The organism is Paraburkholderia sp. RL18-101-BIB-B (assembly GCF_046026985.1).
Taxonomy (GTDB): domain Bacteria; phylum Pseudomonadota; class Gammaproteobacteria; order Burkholderiales; family Burkholderiaceae; genus Paraburkholderia.
In genome coordinates this window covers 149,386-168,902 of the sequence record NZ_JARESV010000009.1, presented here as the reverse complement: position 1 = coordinate 168,902, position 19,517 = coordinate 149,386, and the positions used below count along the sequence as shown (strand labels likewise).

The 19,517-nt window shown below is 60.5% G+C and carries 17 protein-coding genes and 2 pseudogenes; 9 read left to right on the top strand and 10 right to left on the bottom strand.

Going from position 1 to position 19,517, the window contains the following annotated elements:
* Nucleotides 1-431: 431 nt before the first annotated feature.
* Both P0D73_RS16355 and P0D73_RS16350 read left to right on the top strand, forming a co-directional pair.
* Nucleotides 432-1,604 (top strand): annotated as a pseudogene (locus tag P0D73_RS16355) (porin).
* A 148-nt stretch (nt 1,605-1,752) separates the two neighbouring features.
* Nucleotides 1,753-1,908, top strand: a complete 156-nt coding sequence (locus tag P0D73_RS16350; RefSeq protein ID WP_408432042.1) for a hypothetical protein — start codon at nt 1,753-1,755, stop codon at nt 1,906-1,908.
* Between the two features lie 190 nt (nt 1,909-2,098).
* Here P0D73_RS16350 and P0D73_RS16345 read toward each other — a convergent pair whose 3' ends face one another.
* Nucleotides 2,099-2,935, bottom strand: a complete 837-nt coding sequence (locus tag P0D73_RS16345; RefSeq protein ID WP_408177160.1) for an alpha/beta fold hydrolase — start codon at nt 2,933-2,935, stop codon at nt 2,099-2,101.
* Nucleotides 2,936-2,967: 32 nt separating this feature from the next.
* On the bottom strand, nt 2,968-4,278 hold the full coding sequence (locus tag P0D73_RS16340; protein ID WP_408177159.1) for an NAD(P)/FAD-dependent oxidoreductase: 1,311 nt from the start codon (nt 4,276-4,278) through the stop codon (nt 2,968-2,970).
* A gap of 266 nt (nt 4,279-4,544) precedes the next feature.
* Between P0D73_RS16340 and P0D73_RS16335 the strand changes: the two genes are divergently transcribed.
* From P0D73_RS16335 to P0D73_RS16320, 4 genes are all read left to right on the top strand, one after another.
* On the top strand, nt 4,545-4,967 hold the full coding sequence (locus tag P0D73_RS16335) for a LysR substrate-binding domain-containing protein (RefSeq protein WP_408432040.1): 423 nt from the start codon (nt 4,545-4,547) through the stop codon (nt 4,965-4,967).
* A 39-nt stretch (nt 4,968-5,006) separates the two neighbouring features.
* Entirely contained in the window at nt 5,007-6,626 is a 1,620-nt protein-coding gene (locus tag P0D73_RS16330) for a class I adenylate-forming enzyme family protein (protein ID WP_408432038.1), read from the top strand.
* 130 nt (nt 6,627-6,756) lie between these two features.
* Nucleotides 6,757-7,188 carry a TerB family tellurite resistance protein gene (locus P0D73_RS16325; protein ID WP_408317366.1) on the top strand — a complete coding sequence of 144 codons (432 nt, stop codon included), beginning with the start codon at nt 6,757-6,759 and terminating at the stop codon, nt 7,186-7,188.
* A 397-nt stretch (nt 7,189-7,585) separates the two neighbouring features.
* Nucleotides 7,586-8,761, top strand: a complete 1,176-nt coding sequence (locus P0D73_RS16320) for an FUSC family protein (RefSeq protein ID WP_408432036.1) — start codon at nt 7,586-7,588, stop codon at nt 8,759-8,761.
* A gap of 234 nt (nt 8,762-8,995) precedes the next feature.
* Here the strand turns inward: P0D73_RS16320 and P0D73_RS16315 are convergent, their stop codons facing one another.
* Entirely contained in the window at nt 8,996-10,726 is a 1,731-nt protein-coding gene (locus tag P0D73_RS16315) for an FAD-dependent oxidoreductase (RefSeq protein ID WP_408177154.1), read from the bottom strand.
* 254 nt (nt 10,727-10,980) lie between these two features.
* Nucleotides 10,981-11,286, bottom strand: a complete 306-nt coding sequence (locus P0D73_RS16310; protein WP_408177153.1) for a DUF4148 domain-containing protein — start codon at nt 11,284-11,286, stop codon at nt 10,981-10,983.
* A 273-nt stretch (nt 11,287-11,559) separates the two neighbouring features.
* Between P0D73_RS16310 and P0D73_RS16305 the strand changes: the two genes are divergently transcribed.
* Nucleotides 11,560-11,982, top strand: coding sequence for a VOC family protein (locus P0D73_RS16305; protein WP_408177228.1), 423 nt, complete (start codon nt 11,560-11,562; stop codon nt 11,980-11,982).
* 83 nt (nt 11,983-12,065) lie between these two features.
* On the opposite strand, the gene P0D73_RS16300 is transcribed toward P0D73_RS16305, so the two are convergent.
* Complete coding sequence (locus P0D73_RS16300; protein ID WP_408317370.1) at nt 12,066-12,587, bottom strand: GlcG/HbpS family heme-binding protein; 522 nt, start codon at nt 12,585-12,587, stop codon at nt 12,066-12,068.
* 397 nt (nt 12,588-12,984) lie between these two features.
* Here P0D73_RS16300 and P0D73_RS16295 point away from each other — a divergent pair, with 397 nt between their 5' ends.
* A complete protein-coding gene (locus P0D73_RS16295; RefSeq protein WP_408177151.1) occupies nt 12,985-13,992 on the top strand; it encodes a TIGR03571 family LLM class oxidoreductase in 1,008 nt (335 codons plus the stop codon).
* Between the two features lie 22 nt (nt 13,993-14,014).
* Here the strand turns inward: P0D73_RS16295 and P0D73_RS16290 are convergent, their stop codons facing one another.
* The 3 genes and pseudogenes from P0D73_RS16290 to P0D73_RS16280 all read right to left on the bottom strand — a co-directional run bounded on the left by P0D73_RS16290 (nt 14,015) and on the right by P0D73_RS16280 (nt 16,621).
* The gene (locus P0D73_RS16290) at nt 14,015-14,962 is read right to left on the bottom strand and encodes a LysR family transcriptional regulator (protein ID WP_408177150.1); all 948 of its coding nucleotides are present in this window, start codon (nt 14,960-14,962) and stop codon (nt 14,015-14,017) included.
* Between the two features lie 452 nt (nt 14,963-15,414).
* Nucleotides 15,415-15,603: pseudogene (locus P0D73_RS16285) on the bottom strand (aldo/keto reductase); the annotation flags it as partial.
* A 34-nt stretch (nt 15,604-15,637) separates the two neighbouring features.
* Nucleotides 15,638-16,621 carry an aldo/keto reductase gene (locus P0D73_RS16280; protein ID WP_408317374.1) on the bottom strand — a complete coding sequence of 328 codons (984 nt, stop codon included), beginning with the start codon at nt 16,619-16,621 and terminating at the stop codon, nt 15,638-15,640.
* 112 nt (nt 16,622-16,733) lie between these two features.
* Here P0D73_RS16280 and P0D73_RS16275 point away from each other — a divergent pair, with 112 nt between their 5' ends.
* The gene (locus P0D73_RS16275) at nt 16,734-17,657 is read left to right on the top strand and encodes a LysR family transcriptional regulator (RefSeq protein ID WP_408281635.1); all 924 of its coding nucleotides are present in this window, start codon (nt 16,734-16,736) and stop codon (nt 17,655-17,657) included.
* A gap of 33 nt (nt 17,658-17,690) precedes the next feature.
* On the opposite strand, the gene P0D73_RS16270 is transcribed toward P0D73_RS16275, so the two are convergent.
* Both P0D73_RS16270 and P0D73_RS16265 read right to left on the bottom strand, forming a co-directional pair.
* On the bottom strand, nt 17,691-18,305 hold the full coding sequence (locus P0D73_RS16270; protein WP_408432033.1) for an HD domain-containing protein: 615 nt from the start codon (nt 18,303-18,305) through the stop codon (nt 17,691-17,693).
* 91 nt (nt 18,306-18,396) lie between these two features.
* Nucleotides 18,397-19,446 (bottom strand): patatin-like phospholipase family protein, encoded by a 1,050-nt coding sequence (locus P0D73_RS16265; protein WP_408432031.1) that lies wholly within the window; start codon nt 19,444-19,446, stop codon nt 18,397-18,399.
* Nucleotides 19,447-19,517: the final 71 nt, after the last annotated feature.

The following is a 19,517-nucleotide window of genomic DNA, read 5'->3' as shown; positions in this document are numbered from 1 at the left end:
CCATTTTCGGCGCGCTATTCAACGTTGATGCGAAGAGGCAAAGGGCTTGCCGCGCGCTGACAAAGAGGCTCAAACGAACAACGCATTTCCCTTTAAATGTGAGCAATATTGCTGACGCCGCGGCGAAAGCACGAAACCGGTCGTCGTTCTGCCCGCCACTACAAATGCACGGGTTATGCCAAGTCCGATCCGTCCACCCGCTGACCGACCGTAACCACCTGAAAATAAACAGGAGTTGATCTCCGCCAGGAAGGTATTTGGTGAAACTAAAAAGAGGCGATGTCTGACTGTATCGAACGCTTTTTCGACCCGCTGTATGCGGTAATCCAACAGGGGTAGCGACAGAAAATTCGGTTTTGCTTCGGTATCACAAGGTGTGGGCGTACGCTCAGCTTCGCAACGACAAACCAGTCGTCTGCGTGGAGAAATCGATGAAACGAATCGCTTTATCTACGGTTTCGCTTGCGCTGCTCAGCGCAAGCGGCGCAGTCCATGCGCAAAGCAGCGTCACCCTATACGGCGTCATCGATGAAGCGTTTCAGTACGTGCACAACGCCGATCCGGCGGGCAACAACCTGTACCAGCTGGCTGGCGGCAACCTCCAGGGCAACCGCTGGGGCCTGAAGGGTACGGAAGATCTCGGCGGCGGCATGCAAGCGATCTTCCAGTTGGAAAACGGCTTTGACATCAACAACGGCCAACTGAGCCAGGGCGGTCGCATGTTCGGCCGACAGGCATACGTCGGCCTCGCGCATCAGGCGTACGGTACCGTGACGCTTGGCCGTTAATATGACCCGCTCGTCGACCTGGTTCAGCCGCTCACGGCCGACAACTACTTCGGCAGCACGTTCACGACTCCGGGCGACGTCGACAACAACGACAACAGCTCGCGCACGAACAACGCGGTCAAGTACACCTAGCCAACATGGACTGGCTTCCAGTTCGAAGGCATGTACGCGTTCGGCGGCGTGGCAGGCCAGACGGGTTCGCAGCAAACGTGGGCGGGTGCGGCAACCTACGCAACGGGCCCGTTCAGCGTGGCAGCAGGCTACATCCGCATGAACAACGCCAGCTCGAGTGTGGTGCGCCCGAACAACGCCTTCACGAGCTCGTCTGACGGCACGATCGATTCGATCGTCAACGGCGCATACGCAACGGCGAAGTCGATCGGCATCGCGTCGGTTGCAGTGCAATTCGTCACGGGCCCGTTCACGGCCGGCGTGCGTTACAGCAATGCACAATACAAGCCTGATGGAGCGTCGACGTTCGTCTCGACCGAGCGCTACAACGTGGCTGGCGGCTATCTTGGCTACCAGGTGACGCCGGCTGCGTTGCTGGGTCTCGGCTATACCTACACGCACGGTTCAGGTGACACGTCTGCATCGTACAACCAGGTTTCGCTCGGCGCGGACTACAACCTGTCGAAGCGCACGGACCTTTACCTGGTAGGCGCCTGGCAGCGCGCGAGCGGCACGCAGCGCAACCCGCGCAGCTCGCCACCGCAGCAACTACAACCGGCAGTTGCTTCGGTGGCCGACTACGGCTTCACGGGCGATTCGCGCACGCAAGAAATCGTCAGCCTCGGTATTCGTCATAAGTTCTAGTCGGAGTTCGTTGCGCAATTAAAGCGTGACAATCGCAAAGACCAGCGACGGGCGCAAGCCGGTCACTGGTCTTTTTTTGTCTTGAGTGACGCCTCCTTCGCGCGGTCCTCGCACAAACCGCATGAAGGGTGACTTGCAGCGAGCTTATATGCTTCAAAGCGATCGCAACGACGCCATGAGAGGCCTGAAGGCGCAACAGCCCAGCTTCTACATCGTCGACGCTCGACGCAACCTTCTGTGCCAGTTGCTCGTTGGCTGGACCGTAACCTTCATGAATGAAGGCGGTCACGATATGGTCGTGTAGTAGCGAGTCGATTCGCTGCTAGGTCAAGATTGCTTCGGCAGTGCTGCCCAAGTTAGAGGTCCCGGAAAAATGCCTGGCTTGCATAGCAACGACCGGCGGGATGTCGCAACCGGTATATCAGGCGCTGGGTTAAGGCTATTTCCTCGTGTGTATTCAACATATCTGAATCTTCCCTGTGGCTCCGAACGCTTCAACTCGCGCCCAGTTGCTTGCGCAGGAACGGTACGATCGCGCACGCGACGGCGTCAGGATTGTCTATGAAAGGCCAGTGCCCGCTATCGTGCAGAATCAGCACCTCGGCGCGGGGAAAGACCTCGCATTGCCGATCGGCGAAGTCCACGGAAATATAGGGATCGCGGGCACCCCACACAACCTGTGCAGGCAGATCCAACGGACGCAACGCGTTAGCGATGTCCTGCATGGCGCCATTCGTCTCGCGGGTGTTGCGATAGAGCCGCAGCACAGCGCGCCGGGTGCGAGCATCGAAGTTGTTGAACGCTTGGTCGATGTACTCCACGGGCAAGCCACGCGGGTTCCCGTGTCGAAGCAGGAGCCGCATCCCGGCACGCGTTGTCGTGGCCATGAACAATTCGCCTAGCCACGGCGTCTGCCAGATACGCGCGAGATAGTGCCATCGGTAATCAAGCAAGATGCCTGTGTTGATCAATGTAACGCTCGCGATAGCGCGGGGATTGGCAGCGGCCCACGCAAGGCCCCAAGGGCCGCCGAAGTCGTGCATGACGAGATGGGCACGCTGGACATTGCACTCAACCAGCAGACGACCGAGATGGTGTGCGTAGCCACGCACGCTGTAGTCAAACTGTTCAGGTTTGTCGGCATTGCCGAAACCTGGCATGTCCATGGCGAGGGCGCGACCGAATTCACCCACCCTGGCCACGAGCCGCGTCCAGTCGGCAGTCGATCCAGGATTGCCGTGCACGAAAACGATTGCCTCGATGGCGTCGGGCGGTCCTGCCTCCAACAGGGGGGAACGGATTCCATCGACGCGGACGGAGCCCTCTTTCATGGCTGTCTACGGAGCGACGGCGGACGCATCATTCAGACCGGTGCGTCAGGTTGCGCGGAGCGCGCGGCGGGCCGACGCAGATCGACCCAAGCGGCCCTCAGCAGAGCGCCGGGTGACAAGAACCTTGCCGGCCCTATCAGACGCGCGCCAAAGGCGTGCAGATGTCTCGCTGCTGCTACGTCTTTCGCCGCGGCCGAGAAGTTAAGCCGCTCAATCGCGTTGAGTCCGCGTCGGCGTGCAAAATCGACTATAAGAAATCGATGTCCATTGAGTTCCCGATGCACACGCTTCGCGTAGCTGCGCAGGGCCGGCGCAATCGGGCGCCCTTGTCGTAGGGCTGGAGTAAGAGTGTTAACGAGCCACTCCGCCGTCTGGAACGCGAACCCGCAACCGACGCCCCACAGGGGGTCGATACTCATTAGGGCATCGCCGACGAACGCGATGTTCCCAACAGCTGGCTGTCGCCACAAATTCGGATAGTCCTTGACGAGCAGCGCGTTATTGAGCGGCTCGGCGGAAGCCAAATCGGGGGAATCCGGAAACCCAGCCATGCTTCGTTCAAGTGCCTCCCCCGGATTGGCGCGAAAGCCGTCGAGCTTGTCCTTGGTCGCCATGTAGGCAATCACGGTAACGTCACCGTCGTTGGGAAATACGTAGCCGGTCTCCGGACCGCGCAACCACATTTGCGAACAGGTTCCCCGCCGCAGTGCCACGCCGCGATAAGCGCGAATCGCACCGAAGCGACAGTTCTCCGACGCGGCAGGCTTGATCCCGGCGAGCGTCGCCAGCGGAGAGCTTCGGCCGTCCGCACCGACGATCAGGGGGGCCGAAACTATACCCGTGCGGTTCCCGCCGAGATCGACGCCTGTGACGACACCGTTTTCTTTCACGAGCCCACGCACGCCGCACCCGAACAGGGTTGTGACGCCCGGGGTGTTCATCGTAAGTTGCCGCAGAATCGGATCAAGCGTTCGGCGCTGGACGTTGTACCCGAAGGCAGGCTCACCGTTCTCATCAAGCGGGGCGACGTCTCCGGTCCAGCCATAGCGAGTCCATATATCAACGCCGTTACGCAGGCCGCCAGCGTCCTCAATCAGCCGGTCAAGACCCAGACGCCGCAGCGTTGGCGTGGCTGACGCCTGGATGAAATGTGTACATAACTGTTTGAAAGCAGCCATGTCGGAATGATGTTCGACCAGCGCGACACGCAGGTCTTGCAGCGCAAACAACCGCGCCGCCGTACACCCGGCGAGACCCGCACCTATGACAACAGCATCAAAGCGGCCATTCAGCGGGGCGCTCGATAGTGGCGGATCAGTGTCGCAGACTTTGGTGTTGTTCACCTCGTTCTCCAGCCAGAATCCAAGCCCGTACAGGGTACGAACTTTACTCAGTATAGGCGGAGCTAGGGCTATGAACCGACGCTATCCGGGTGAGCTACATCCGTTCGGCGAATGAGGTAGAGCGGAGCAATACCGGTGCTTAACGACTGGCTGCTCCGCGGCCGATCCGAACAGCGAAGATGAATATCGACTTGAGTTCGACCGCAGCGGGCGCAGCATCCAGTTGAACGATGCCGGCCGCTCGATCATCGAGCAGGCGCACGGTGGTGGCCGCGGATGACTCGCTGTTGCGCGGCGTGGCCGACAAACTCGGCATCGAAGGTTCGATCACGATCGGCTCGACCGTGTCGTCGATGGGTTTTCTGGCGGCCAACGTGATCCGGCCAAGGGTCTCCTACCCCGGCCTGAAGGTGCGCCTCGCGCACGGCAACAGCGCCGAATTGGAGCGCCAGGTGTGCGCCGGGGAAATCGACGCGGCGGTGATCGTCAGCGAACCCCGCGCGACGACGCTACCCGAGTCGTGGGAGCATCTTTACGATGAGCCACTGGTGCTGCTGCTCAATCCGGCGATCGCGCCGGCCGACGGCCCCTCATCGACTCGCAAAGGAAGACGGGAGGTGGCGCCCCTTCCGCACCGGCTAATTCTCCGCTCATTTTGCAAACGCACAATGCTTCACAGCACAGCCTGATTCGCATATCGAATCACGCATCACTGGAGCGGAGCAATCATGCAAAACGACGGGAATGCAGCCTTTCGGCCCTATGTTGACGCCTTACTCGATCAACTGGAAAACCAATCTGATCGTGCGGTATTGCGCTATCTCGATCATGACGTCACAGGCAGAACCCTGCGAAGCGCAATATTTCGCTATGCGCGGGCGCTTGCGGTGCATGGCATCGGCCGGGGCTCGCTGGTCGCACTGCTCGCACCCAATTGCCCTGACGCGCTTGCGATTCGCTACGCCGCAAACCTCCTTGGTTCGGCTACGATGTTCGTGCCTGCGTCTACGAATGCCGAACGGCGCGCAACCTTGCTGGCCCGCGTTCAACCGACGCTTCTCGTAGCCTTCCCGGAAACCCTTCACCTCATTCCCGTTGCGGTCGAGGGCCATGTGGTTTTCGTGGGCGTCGGTCCCGCGTCGTCACGCCTGGACAAACTCGCGCAAGTGCACTCTGATCTGCCGTTACGCGGACGACTGAGGCCCGATGACCTCGCGGTCGTCGTCTCGTCGGGCGGCACGACAGGTGTGCCGAAATGCAGCCGCCGGTCCTTCGCGACATATTCAACGATGGTCGGCGCAGCGGACGACAAGGACCGGCGTCAGCTTATCAATGGCCCGCTCGCCTACCTGTCACAAGTGCTCGTCGACAGCACGCTCATCGGCGGCGGTACGGTCGTGCTGAAACGTCGGTACGACCCCGCGGAGACGCTCGCAACGATCGAATCGGATCGCATCACCGACGTGCTTCTCGTCGAGCCTCAGCTGTTCGAAACAATGGACCACCCGGACGTCGGCCGGCGCGACCTGTCGTCGCTGCGCTCCATTGCGCACATCGGCGGATCAGCGCCTGCGGTACTGCGGCAACGCGCGATCGCGCGTCTGGGTCCTGTGCTCACGCACATGTACGGTGCCAGCGAAACCGGTCTCGTCAGCATTCTGCCGCCATCCGCATACGAGGCGAATCCGGATCTGCTGGCTTGCGCGGGCCGCATTCGACCCGGCGTCGAGGTACGTTTGCGTCGCGCCGATGGAACGCTGGCGCGCGCGGGACAGTGCGGAAACATTGAAGTCAGGTCGGACGCTGTGGCAGATGGTTACTACCATCAGCCGGTCGAAGAAGCACAAAAGTTTCAGGACGGTTGGTGCCTGACCGGCGACGCGGGCGTCATCGACGAGGCGGCCAATCTGCACATTCTCGGCCGCGCGACCGATGTCGCGGAAATCGATGGACTGGCGATCGGCCCCACCGATATCGAAGATGCCCTGTGCCGCTTACCCGACGTTCGCTACGCCGTGGCGCTGGCCGCCAACCAGTCTGCCGACAAATACGGATGGAACGCGCTAATCGAACCGTGGGTTGCTGGGCAAGCAAACGTTGCGCGATGCATGCGCAGGCTCGAAATCATGCTCGGCCCTTTGGTCGCCAAGCGGATTCGTATCGTCGTGGCGGATCGCGTGCCGCTTACTGAACAGGGAAAAGCCGATCGCACCGCAATCGAAATGATCCTGCAAGGCGACCTGCGGTCGAGCTACGCCCCGCTCCAATCGGTCGGCAATCTCGCCGCTGACCGGCGGCTGGGCGGCCGCCAGAATGCCGCCGTCAATGAACCCGAACCGGCCGCATGAGGCACCCAACATTTTGTTTTCCTCATTTAGCGAACGCGTGAGGTGAACTGAATTGTCACGGCGATTCACCTGAAACATCCCAGGATTCATTTCGCCGATCCGTTCTTGCCCATATAGAGAGGAGTAGCAAATGCGTCACTATCAATGCAACAGTCCTGAGGCAGCCGGCCGCATCCTGGCGGCATGCCTGCTAACCGATGGACACCTCAGCCTCACAGAACTCGAGGCACTCGATCGTTGTGGCATGGAAAAGCGCCTGTTGTTGAATCGACACCGTCTGCTCTCGATCGTGCAAACGCTGTACGAAGACCTGACGCGCTCCGGGTACCTGAGCTGGAGCGACGTATGTCACGTCGATCCCACGACGCTCGCCTGGCTCGCGGCTGATGTGCAGGACCGGCGACTCCGGCGCGACATCTTGGAGTTGTGCAGCGAGGCCGTCATGGCGGACCGTGGCCATTGCGATCGCGAAGCCGAATTCCTGAGACTGTTGCGCGACGCGTGGCAACTTCCGGCCCGCCCTGTCCGGCAAGATGCGCTAACGGGCACGTCCGTTTCGTAGCGTGCAAGAATTAGCAGGAAGATGATGGGGCGTTCCGCGTCACCCCGTCTGACGTGACCTTCTGGAAGCCCGGATCAGCCACCCATTCGGATCCGCCAGGCCATGCGCCGGATAACGCATGGCCTTTTGCATCGCCAGCCATATAATCTGCGGCATGACTGCGAGGATGACTCGACGTAAGTGTCATGACCCGCGCGATCGACGGAGGCCGGTTCCCATGGATCACTATGTCTTTTCTGCCGCTGTGCTTGCGCTCCTTTATTCGGGTGCAGTGCTTGGGCCACATGTGCGCGAAGCCTGGCAGATCACTCTCGCTCGGAAGACTCGCTTATCGCGATGCGGCCATTCCGCTCGACTGTGTCCCTCGCGCAGGCGTTACGAGACTGCGGCGGCGTAGATGACGCTCTTCGGCACGCTTGCTCAGATCTGCCGGACGGCCCTATTTGGGCTCGGGCGTGAACTGGCGGCCTGGAAGCCTTCCGGAGCGCGCGCGACATTCGGGGCCGAAGCGATGCTCTCGGTCGCACTCTCTGTCGCGCTGGCCAACGCGTTGCATCTATCGGACACGTGGTGGGCCGCAATCAGCGGCTTCGCAGTCATGCAAACGAGTTTTGCCGGCTCCGTGCAGCGTGCCGCACACCGGATCATGGGCACGGTGATAGGCGCGGCGCTGGGAACCCTGGCGGGGCCCTGGATTGGTGACCGCCCGTGGCTGTTCGTGCCCGCGTTAGGGGTGATCGGCGCTGTCACAGTGTATCGAGCCAACGGGTCCAAAGCGGCCTACGCCTGGATTCTGGGCGGCGTGACTGCCTTGATGGTGACGTACGAAGCGCACAAGTTCGCGACCGTTCGGGCGACCGCAATATTTGCGGCGCTGCGAGTCGCCGAGGTCGCGGTCGGAACACTTGCTTGTCTGCTGGTGGCGAGCGTGTTTCATTTCGGGCCGAAGTGGTACCGAAAGAACAGAACGTCATTGGCGGCTTCAGTCGCTCGCGCAGCGGGCGATTCGGGCGTGCCTTCCGCTGCGATTTTGACGCCGCCATTGGAATCAGCGCGCTCGACCCGCATGCTGCTGTGCTTGCAAGCCGCGCTGTCCATCACAATCCTCGCCTCCCTGACTTACGTGCTGCATCTGCCGGGTTTCGCGCAAGCAATGGTCACGGCGATCGCCGTGCTGATCGTGCCGCCCGGGCTGGCAATAGACAGTACGCGGCAGCCGGTCATAGAAAAGATGGTGCAACGCGTGGCCGGCTGTCTGCTGGCCGGTGCGATCGGTGTGGCGCTACTCCCTCTGATGCAGGGGCAAGCAGTGCTGTGCATGCTCGCGCTGTCCATCGGCGTGTGGGCAGGATGTCACGTGCAAACGGGACGGGAAGGCGCAAGCTACGTGGGCCGGCAGTTCACCATCGCGTTCATCATGGTGTTTGTCCAGGATCATCATTGGTCAGCCGATCCGTTACCCGCGCTTATGCGGCTTTCCGGCATTCTCACCGGGATTGTTGTGTTGGCAGCGGTGATGCTCGTGACCAGCCGGCTGTATATTCCGCCTGTGCCTCAGGATGCCAGCCGTTAAGACTCGTATGCACTTCGTATTGCGCTGCGAGGTTCTGTCCGAGGTTGTTTTCGACTGCGACAATTCTTTTAGTGGTAAATCAGCGAGTCAACGCCGTTTTTCAGATCCGTCGAACCTGGCCTTCGCTGCACGTATCGTTTCGTCAAAGGTCGCTTACCAATGATGCAACCGAAGGGGTCGCCGCATTTGCTGAAAGGCGTCAGCCTAAATATGAAGTTTGCTAGTTCGAATGGCTCACCGCGCACCGGTCAGGAATCCGTGAATCTGGGCCACCACGGCCGCGCCCTCCCCCACGGCCGACGCGACACGCTTCGTCGATCCTGAACGAACGTCGCCGATCGCGAAGACACCCTCGACGCTCGTCTGCAACGGCATGGAATGGACGCCCGCTTCTTCGAGATCGGTCCCCGTCAAGACGAACCCCTTACTGTCGAGCGACACGCTGCATGTCTTGAGCCATTCAGTATTCGGTTCCGCGCCGATGAATACGAACAGATGATGTGCCGTCATACTTCCTTCAATGCCGCCGGCACCGCGGTAGTGCACACGCTCGAGGCGCGCCGCCCCTTCGAGCGCGGTCAGTTCGATACGCGTATGGAGCGTCACGTTCGCCAGAGATGCGACACGTTCGGCCAGATAGTGCGACATGCTGTGTTCGAGACTCGCGCTGCGGATAAACATATGCACATGCTCGGCATGTGAGGCCAGAAACACCGCCGCTTGCCCCGCTGAATTGCCGCCGCCGACCAGCAACACCGGCTCCTTGCGGCACAGCCTTGCCTCGATTGGCGTAGCCCAGTAATAAACGCCACAGCGTTCGAAGCGCGGGAGATCCTCGACATCAGGTCGCCGATACTCCGCACCACTGGCGATGACCACAGTGCGTGTGGCAATGCGGCGGCCATCGGCAAGCTCTATGACAAGCGGTTGCTTATGGCAATACAACGCCTTGACCTCGCACGGAATGCCGATATGTGCACCGAACTTCTGCGCCTGGACAAACGCGCGGCCCGCGAGAGCCTGACCCGTGATACCGGTGGGAAAGCCCAGATAGTTCTCGATGCGTGCACTCGTACCGGCCTGGCCGCCGGGTGCGCGACAGTCGAGCGCCGCGACCGACAGTCCCTCGGATGCCGCGTATACGGCCGCCGCCAGTCCAGCCGGGCCTGCGCCGACTATCGCCACATCGTAGACGTGCGTCGGATCGAACTCGGGGATCAGTCCGAGGCAAGATGCGAGCTGCCCCTCGTCGGGATTTCGCAGCACAGTACCGTCCGGACAAACCACAAGTGGAAAGTCATCGGGCTGTGGCGTCAGGCGCTCGAGCAGCGCAATGGCTTCGGCATCCTGCTCGGCATCGAGCGTCATATTCGGAAAAGCATTGCGGCGCAGGAAATTCTGCAGCGCGCGCAGTTGCGGATGATTGGATGAGCCAACAAGAATCACCCCTTGTCCGCGCTCGATCACGAGGACACGCCGCAGAATCAGTGCGCGCATGATCTTTTCGCCAAGATCGGCTTCACTGATCATCATGGTGCTGAGTTCATCGGGCCGCAACAACACCGCTTCGACATCTTCGACGACATGCGCGTCGACAACCGCGGGCTTGCTCGAGAGCTGGGTGACATCCGAGGTGAACTCGCCGCGCTGCGTATAGGTGTGAATGATCCGTTCGTGGCCGAGGCCATCGCGGCCGACTATCCGAACTTTGCCTGACAGCAGGACGAACATTCCGGGGCAGAGACTTCCCGCACGGTAGAGCAATTCGCCTTTGACGTAGCGGGACAAGCTGCCGAAGCGGCGCACCTTGTCGACTTCCGCATCGGTGAGCACCGGAAACATCTGTTGGTAACGCGGGTGATCGCGCACGGCCGGGTCATCGGCGAATGCGTCGTCGATACGGCTTCCATCCGCGGAAGGCTGAGGGGAAGGCGTACCGCCTTCCGGCCCTGACTCGTTGCTCATCGCGGCTCCTCCTCCAATGCTGATGGGCGCCGCCATCGGTTGGCCGACAGTCACCAGTGCGCAGGGCAATGACGGGGCGCTATGACCGCCTACGCAATTCCAATGAAAAGAGTAATCGAGTTATTGCCGCCGGCCAAGAGTTCTTGTATTCGTTCTTTGAGTCCGCGTCGGACTCTATGGATGGGCATCAGCGCAAACCAGGACGGGTGGCCGTCATGGCCGCGTCCTGGTACCAGAAGAAACACCATCGCCGCTCAGCGGCTATACATTGCATTCCAGTCCGCAGCCGACACGCCACCACTCGACTGGGATGTACTGCTCGATGCGCCACCGTAGTTGCTCGTCGATGCATCGCGCGCCGCCACCTTCGCTTCGGCGGCCTGGATTGCATCAGGATAGTGCGTCGGATCACCGTCACCGACGTGATAACCCACACTCTCCAGTTGCACGAGTTCTGCGCGGACCTGCGCACGTGTCGTGTGCTCCGTCGATTGAGCGAACGACGCAGCGGGAATCACAAGAGCGCCGGCAATAAGGACTCCACGGATAAATGATTTCATGACAAACACCTCGATAAATGTTGGACCTGCCTGCAACAGACTCAGTTGTTTGAAGCGGTGAATGAAGTCTATGCTTCAACGTTGTCGGGGTTAACCCCAGATCAATCAAGACATCGTTTACCGGGTGCGCGTGAATGCACGCATCGACTGGCTCGCCATGCACGACTGAGCGTCCCGACTACATCCATTGCGATCTGATCGCGCCGCCCCGCGCGCCATCGATCGACATTGCTTTTCTGCGGTAGCATCATCACCACAACCCGGAGGCTCGAAATGACTGCGAAACCGCTGACGCTTGGCATCGATCACATCGGCTTGACCGTTCGTGATCTGAATCTCACTCGCGACTTTTTCATCAATTGTTTGGGATGGACGCAAATTGGCGAGAAGCCGGACTATCCGGCTGCATTCGTGTCTGACGGGCACGTGATGCTGACGCTGTGGGAAGTGCAGAATCAAGCGGGCCGCGTGGAATTCGACCGCAAAACGAACGTAGGCCTGCACCACCTGGCCCTGCGCGTCGGCAGTGAAGCAGCGCTTGACGACGTGTTCTCGAAGGTGTCCAAATGGCCTGGTGTCGAAGTTCAATTTGCGCCCGAACCCCTGGGTGCCGGCCCAAAACGGCACACGATGATTTTCGAACCGGGCGGAATTCGGCTCGAGTTCGACTTCGATCCACGAGTTGCGGCCGCCTGAGCGCGTACTGTTACCAGGATCTCGCCCGATGATCTTCTTGCCGACCCGGCATGCATCGCGGACTTTTGGTGAGACTCGACGACTCAGTGCGGCAAGCGGTCCGCGACTTTCGCGACGCCCGCCGCAGCGCACACTTCGTCCTTGTCGCCGCCGGGTGCGCCGCCGATACCGAGCGCGCCTACTATCTCTCCGTTCACCTTGAACGCTACCGCACCCGGCAACGCCATGACGTTGTGCACGGTCGCGAGTTGCGGTGCGTACGGACTCGTCTTCATCAATTCGAAAAAGCCACTCGACCGGTCAAAGCCGAATTCCGGCCCTAGGGTCACGACGGTGAACGCTTTGCGCATGCTCGATTCAGCGGTGTGTACCGTGCTCCTGTCCCCACGCAGTACCACTTGCGGCACGCCATCCATGTCGAGCACCGTGGCGGTCACCCAGTAATGCTTCGTTTCACACACGCGTATCGCTTCTTTCGCCGCCTCGAGAGCGACGTCGAGCGGCAAGCTGTAGTGGTAGCCGGACGGCGGCGGTTCTTGCGCCTGAATTGCCGGCGACATGAGCGACGCAACACATAGTGACGCGATCAGACTAAAACGTTTCATGATTACACCGTGCGGCGCCGCCATGGCGCCGTTTGAACAGATCGATAAAGGGCAGTAGTGCGCACATAGAGCCTTGGTACAGGTTGGCTGATAAAACCGGCATGCGGTCCAAGCGAACTATAGGAGTCACGGCGGCTGTTTGGCACGACCCCTCGCCGAACAACAGTTTTGCCTCGATGGAATAAATGCGTCCGGGAAGACGTATCGGCTGTTTTCCGTACGCCACGGTCTCTCACGCCGCGGTGCGGACGAGGTCGTCATTCGCGCATTCATCGCCCAGATGGAAAAGGTCTTATGAACACGGTTGATGACTCCGTGTATCAAGTGTTGTTTGCATGGCTGCGTTTTTCCCCGACGTGAAAGTGCGTACTCTCCCATCACGCTCTGAGGAACCGCCATGGATATGTCCGTCACCCCTGCCCGCACCGACGCAACCGCGACCACGATTCGACTTGAGTCGCATCCGGGATATAGCCGCGTATTCCAGCCGCGCGAACTCACTGTCGGGCTGATTCTGCCGTTGGAAACGCACCCCGGCATGCCGCATCCTACGATGCATGAGCACATTTCGATGGCGCAACGCGCGGAGAGCCTGGGCGTCGCGGCGTTATGGGCACGCGACATCCCGTTCTTCGATCCCGCTTATGGCGACACCGGGCAGATTTTCGAGCCGCTGATCTATATCGCGCACCTCGCCGCCGCAACGCGCAATATCACGCTCGGCACGACGGGCATCGTGCTGCCGATGCGCGAGCCGCTGTTGTTGGCGAAACAGGTCAATTCGCTCGATCAACTGACGGGCGGACGTGTTGTGATCGGCATGTCGAGTGGTGACCGGCCATCGGAGTATCCCGCGTTCGGCATCGACTTCGAAACGCGCGGCGAACGGTTCAGAGACGCCTACGGTGTTTATCGGAATGTCAGCGAAAGCGCGTTCCCGCAATTCGCGTCGGCGCGCTTCGGACGGTCGCCGGGCGGGCTGGATATGCTTCCCAAGCCGCCGTATGGCCGCACGCCCGCCCTTGCCGTCGGCCGCTCGCAGCAAACGTTGCAGTGGATCGCCGAGAACATGGATGGTTACCTCGGGTTCGTGCCGGATCCATCCGAGTTGCGCAGCTTCGCAGAAGAATGGCGCAGCCTCACACAGTCCACCGCCAACACGACTGCATTCAAACCACTCGCCTTTGGTGGTTTCCTTTATTTACATCCGAAGCCCGATCATCCGTTCACACGAATTCGCGGCGGGTTCGCCATAGGCAGCCGTGCGTTGAGAGAGTTCCTCGAACAGGCGCGCGACGCGGGCGTCAATCATGTTGCGCTCAACCCGCGGGTTACGCCGCGTCCGTATGTCGAGATACTCGATGAACTCGGCTCGATCGTACTCTCCGCTTTCCCTCCTCAATGACGGCCCCGTACGGCGCCGTTCTTCACGATACCTTGACGGGCGTGGTTCCGAATGCAGCCTCGTCGGCGCTTAACGCTTGTGCGATCGACTCCCGCAAGAAATCAATCCATGTTCTGATCTTCGCGTCGAGGTACTGGCGCGATGCATAGACCGCGTAAATATTCAGCAGCTGAAGATGATAGTCGGGCAGCACTCTAATCAACGAGCCGGACTTGAACGCCGATCTTATCGTCAACGTCGGCAGCGCACCGATACCCATGCCTTCGTGCAAGGCGGCCGCCATCGCATCGGGTACGTTGACCTTGAAGCGAGCGTTCTGCAACCGGAATTCACGCTCCCCGTCCGGACCAACCAGCAGCCAGCGTTCGGACGGAAAAATGGGCATCGCCACTTGCAGACAAATGTGATGCGAGAGATCGTCGACGGACGTGGGTGTGCCGTGCTTCTGGAGGTACGCCGGCGCCGCGCACAGCACGCTGTAGACAGTCCCGAGCTGATGCGAAATGTAATTCGAATCGGGCAAGGCATCCGGCGACACCCTGAGCGCGACGTCGTATCCCTCTTCGAGCAGATCGGGCACGTTCTGCGACAGCGTCAGATCGACGGTCACCGACGGGTAGCGTTCCTGATAGGCAGCGATCGCAGGCACGACATAGTTCTGCCCGATACTCGCCATGGCGTGCACTTTCAGCGTTCCCACCGGCTTTGCATGGGCGTCGGACGCTTCGGCCTCCGCCTCCATCACCGACGCGAGGATCGCATGGCAGCGGTTCAGATAGCGCTCTCCGGCTTCCGTGAGCGCTATCCGGCGTGTCGTGCGGTTCAGCAATCTCGTACGCAAATGCGCTTCGAGTTCGGAGACCGAACGGGACACATAGCCTGTCGTCGCATCGAGTTGCTGCGCGGCGGCCGTGAAGCTGCCCGCTTCCGCGACCTCGACGAAAATCTTCATGTTACGGAACGTGTCCATACGCGCGACTCCACCGACAGGTCAGGCCTGCGTCTTTTATCTCGGTCGTAGCGGCACCAAATCGAAATGTGGCCCGGCCGGTCCATCCGTCAGCAAAACCTGGACGCGCTCTGGGCCGTCGTCGCCATGCTCCTACCGGTCCTCGCGAGCGACGAGTTGGCCACGGGCGGCCGGACGTTACTCCGGCTGCTATGTCCGCGTCACTGTGTCGGGCGATTTTCCGACCATACGCTGGCGAGTGATGCGCACCTTCACACCTGCGGTGCAGGCACCCGTGGGTTGATCATTGTGCGCCAATAAGTGCCCGCATGGTGCGGACGCGGACTGCAGCGCCGTAGAAGCGGATTGTCAACGATCCACTCGGTAGGCGAAGACGCTAAACCTCCAGCTTCCTCTCGCTCATCCACTTGACGATCGCCGGATCCTGATGCGAAAAGAAGCTGCTCTTACCCACCTTTGCCAACCGCCTCTTCATTCATATAAGAGGCGGCGGTGTCGATATGGCGGTAGCCCGTTGATCGCGTTGTCGCGTTGATCGCGTCGATCACGCAACGCTCGCATTCATCGTGGTCGCGCATCTGATAGACGCCGAAGCCAAGGATAGGCATGTCGACGCCATTGCTCAGGGTCACTTGCTGCATATCGGGTCCTTGTCACCTGTTCGATTGATTTGCGTTAGCGATCAATACGTTGCTGCATATGCGCCGGATAGCGCTCTCCGGCAATTTGAACATGCTGTAACGCTGATTCGATCGCTGCGAGATTGTCCGCCGACAACTCCACAGCTGCGGCCCCCACGTTCTCTTTCAACCGATGCAGCTTCGTGGTGCCCGGAATCGGCACGATCCCTGGCTTTTGTGCAAGCAGCCAGGCAAGTGCAATTTGCGCGCGCGTCACGCCTTTTCCGGCCGCTATCTCGCCGAGCAAGTCGACGAGCGCCGCATTCGCCTTGCGATTCGCTTCGGAAAACCGCGGCACGACGTTACGAAAATCGTTCGAGGCGAACTCGGTACCCGGGTTGATCGCGCCGGTCAGGAACCCCTTGCCGAGCGGGCTAAAAGGAACGAAGCCGATACCGAGTTCATCGAGCGTTGGGAGCACGGACTGCTCCGGCTCGCGCCACCACAACGAGTACTCGCTTTGCAGCGCGGCGACCGGTTGCACGGCATGAGCACGGCGGATCGTCTGAGCGCCCGCCTCCGACAAACCAAAGTGCTTGACCTTGCCTTCCCGAATGAGGTCCTTCACGGTTCCCGCGACATCTTCGATCGGAACGTTCGGATCGACGCGATGCTGGTAGAAGAGATCGATACGATCGGTCTTGAGCCGCTTCAACGAGGCCTCCGCGACCGCGCGGATGCGTTCGGGACGGCTGTCGGACGGATTCTTCGAATCGCCGTCCTGGAACCCGAACTTCGTCGCGATCACGATCTGGTCACGAAACGGCGCAACCGCTTCGCCCACCAGTTCCTCGTTGACAAACGGGCCGTAGCACTCTGCCGTATCGAAAAACGTCACGCCCGCCTCAAAGGCCGAACGGATGAGTGCGATGCCGTCGGCTCTCCCGACGGCCGGCCCGTAACCAAAGCTGAGACCCATGCAACCTAGACCGAGCGCCGAGACCTCGAGTCCACCGTTACCAAGCTTGCGCTTTTGCATTGCTCTATCTCCTTCGGATCGCCAAATGGCATGTGAAGGATGAAGCTTAGTCTGCTGTGATGGACTCAACAATCGGCCTACAATTGCATGGGCTTATGAACATCTCTCAACTATGCAGAAAGCTGGTCTTTCGGATCTGACGATCTTCGTGGAGATCGCGCATCAGCGCAGCTTCAGTGCGGCCGCGCGTAACCTGGGCGTGTCGCCGTCGGCGCTCAGCCATGCCATGCGCGCGTTCGAAGCGCGTCTGGGCGTGCGAATGTTCAACCGGACGACGCGTTCGGTCGCGCTCACCGAGGCAGGAGAGCGGTTGCTACGGCGCGTAGGTCCCGCCCTCGCCGATCTGCAAAGCGCCGTGAGCGAAGCGGCTTCCACGCGCGACCGTCCGTCGGGCGTGATTCGCATCAGCGCGTCTGAATCCGCGGCAAAACCGCTCGTGCGCGGCGTCTTGCCAGGCTTCCTGACGCGATATCCGGACATACATATCGAAATCGTCGTTGATACGCGGTTGGTCGATATCGTTGCCGATGGATTCGACGCGGGCATTCGCGTGCTGCAAGACGTTCCGCGCGACATGATCGCCGTGCGCTTCGGAGACGATATGCGGTTCGCGGCCGTGGCATCGCCGGACTATTTACGGCGACATCCCGCGCCTCAGGCGCCCCATGATCTTGCGCAACATCGATGTATCCGCTTTCGTTTCGAGAGCGGCGCCCTGTATCGATGGGATCTCGAACGTCGCGGAAAGAGCGCGAGCATCGATGTCGATGGTCCGATGACGCTCGGCAACCTCAACCTCATGATCGAGGCAGCGCTCAACGGGATAGGTATTGCGTGGATTCCGGATTACATTGCAGCCGAGCACGTACAGTCGGGGCGCCTCGTCCAGTTGCTCACTGAGTGGAGCCCATCATTTCCTGGGCTCTGCCTTTACTACCCGGCGAATCGCCACCCACCAACAGCACTTCGATTATTTGCGAATGCAGTTCGGGAGTGGGCCGAAGGCGATATGAAAGACACACCGTCCGCGCTTTGACCGCAAAGACTGTTGACGGACGCCACCTCACGGTCATCGCGGCACAGGCAGGCCAAGCCTCCATATCAGATTGCTCCGCGCGCTCGTTTCGCAGCGGGCATGAAAAAAATCGGTGTAGTAAATGCGCGGACGTGCCAGCAGCTTGCCCAGAATCGTCCGTTCGTGCATGTCGTAGGCGCGGTCGTCGAGGTCGGGACGTTCCGCTCTCAGGCGCACCCCGTCCTCGCGAAAACGATTGCGTCGAGCACCCAGCACCGCGAGGTCGATATCGCAGGCAAAGCGGTCGTCCAATCCGGCCGGCACACGCGTATGCTTCGTCGCCAGGATCATTTCGCAGATACGCCCGCCCGCAGCGATACGGTCATCTGCCCATTGCCGGAACCAGTCCGCGCTGCATTGCTCGTTGTCCCGCGCGCCGGGAACGTAAATCACGTCGTGACACCACAGCGCAAGTTCCACAACATCGGGATGAGGAATCGCGCTACGCGCCAGGTCGAGATCGCGCAAGCAGCGGCGGATATGACGCAGCGTGTGGTAATAGCGCGCCGGTTCGGCATATAGCTGCGCCAGCTCAGCATAGGCGGCCTCGGCGCGCAAGCCGCCGCTGCGTGACCACAATGCGATGAAGCGCGCCTGCGTCTGACTCATTCCCGCCCCTTTGCACCATGCGCCGACGCGTGAGCGTCCGGTGCCGTGCCTATCACGACCTCGTTGCTGTGCGCCGATCGACTCGCAATGCTCAAAGAAACTCCTCGCGAATGTCGATACTCGAGCGTTGCCCAACGTTCCGGTAGTGCTGCGTGAGCCACGCATCGGCTTCGCGCCGCCCGTTATCGCGCAGTCCGCAAAGGAAATCCCAATCGGCGTTGTACTTGCTGGACACGCTGAGCGCACACATTGCCTCGTCGGATCGAATGGAATGGATCAGCATCTCCTTCATCTCGTTACCATCCACTTTGCCATGCTGAATCAGATCTGTGACGAAGGCGATCGCGCGCATCTCACGCATCAGCGACGAATTGAAGCTGATTTCGCTGATGCGGTTGAGAATGTCGGCAGCCGTAATCGGCACGCCCCGGCGAACGAGCGGGTTGATGTGGACGATCACGACGTCGCGCGTATTGCAGTGGTAAATCAACGGGTAGATGGCTGGATTTCCCATGTAGCCGCCGTCCCAGTAGTGTTCACCGTCGATGGCGATCGCCTGGAACAGCGTCGGCACGCACGCGGATGCAAGCACGGCGTCCGCGCAGATATCCTCGCCCGTGAAGAGGCGTATTTTCCCCGTCTCGACGTTGGTCGCGCACAGGTACAGATGGATGGGACATTGTTTTCGCAACGCGGTGAAGTCGACCTGACTGTCGAGCACCTCGCGCAGCGGATTGAGATTGTTCGGATTGAACTGGTAGGGCGAGAAAATCCGCAGCGCCATGTCGGCGAACGCATATAACGGCGAATGATCGAACCCGAAGCTGTGCGTCCCTTTCAGCCACGGCATCCAGCGCAACGGGTTGTAATGCTCGGCCGATTGCGCCACGGCGTACCAGAAGTCGTGCAGCGCCTGCCGTGCGCCGTCCTCGTCCCCTTTCAGCAGCCCGTACGCGAGCACTGCGGCATTCATCGAGCCGGCGCTGGTCGCACTCACCCCTTCAATCGCGAGCCTGCCGTCCTCGAGCAGCCGGTCGAGGACGCCCCACGTGAACGCACCGTGCATCCCGCCACCTTGCAAAGCCAGCGCGACCGGCTTGTGCTCGTCATCGCCGCGACGTCTTGTATTCTTCGTCGTCATTTCCCGTCTCCTGGGTCACTGCGGATTCGGTAGCACTCGCCCGGCGCGGTGCGCCGGTCAATCACACACCA

Coding starts and splice junctions, on each gene's coding strand:
- P0D73_RS16300 (WP_408317370.1), bottom strand. CDS start 12,587: ATGAAACGTTTTAGTCTGATCGCGTCACTATGTGTTGCGTCGCTCATG.
- P0D73_RS16310 (WP_408177153.1), bottom strand. CDS start 11,286: ATGAAATCATTTATCCGTGGAGTCCTTATTGCCGGCGCTCTTGTGATT.
- P0D73_RS16330 (WP_408432038.1), top strand. CDS start 5,007: ATGCAAAACGACGGGAATGCAGCCTTTCGGCCCTATGTTGACGCCTTA.
- P0D73_RS16350 (WP_408432042.1), top strand. CDS start 1,753: ATGCTTCAAAGCGATCGCAACGACGCCATGAGAGGCCTGAAGGCGCAA.
- P0D73_RS16275 (WP_408281635.1), top strand. CDS start 16,734: ATGCAGAAAGCTGGTCTTTCGGATCTGACGATCTTCGTGGAGATCGCG.
- P0D73_RS16305 (WP_408177228.1), top strand. CDS start 11,560: ATGACTGCGAAACCGCTGACGCTTGGCATCGATCACATCGGCTTGACC.
- P0D73_RS16325 (WP_408317366.1), top strand. CDS start 6,757: ATGCGTCACTATCAATGCAACAGTCCTGAGGCAGCCGGCCGCATCCTG.
- P0D73_RS16265 (WP_408432031.1), bottom strand. CDS start 19,446: ATGACGACGAAGAATACAAGACGTCGCGGCGATGACGAGCACAAGCCG.
- P0D73_RS16315 (WP_408177154.1), bottom strand. CDS start 10,726: ATGAGCAACGAGTCAGGGCCGGAAGGCGGTACGCCTTCCCCTCAGCCT.
- P0D73_RS16280 (WP_408317374.1), bottom strand. CDS start 16,621: ATGCAAAAGCGCAAGCTTGGTAACGGTGGACTCGAGGTCTCGGCGCTC.
- P0D73_RS16290 (WP_408177150.1), bottom strand. CDS start 14,962: ATGGACACGTTCCGTAACATGAAGATTTTCGTCGAGGTCGCGGAAGCG.
- P0D73_RS16270 (WP_408432033.1), bottom strand. CDS start 18,305: ATGAGTCAGACGCAGGCGCGCTTCATCGCATTGTGGTCACGCAGCGGC.
- P0D73_RS16345 (WP_408177160.1), bottom strand. CDS start 2,935: ATGAAAGAGGGCTCCGTCCGCGTCGATGGAATCCGTTCCCCCCTGTTG.
- P0D73_RS16320 (WP_408432036.1), top strand. CDS start 7,586: ATGACGCTCTTCGGCACGCTTGCTCAGATCTGCCGGACGGCCCTATTT.
- P0D73_RS16295 (WP_408177151.1), top strand. CDS start 12,985: ATGGATATGTCCGTCACCCCTGCCCGCACCGACGCAACCGCGACCACG.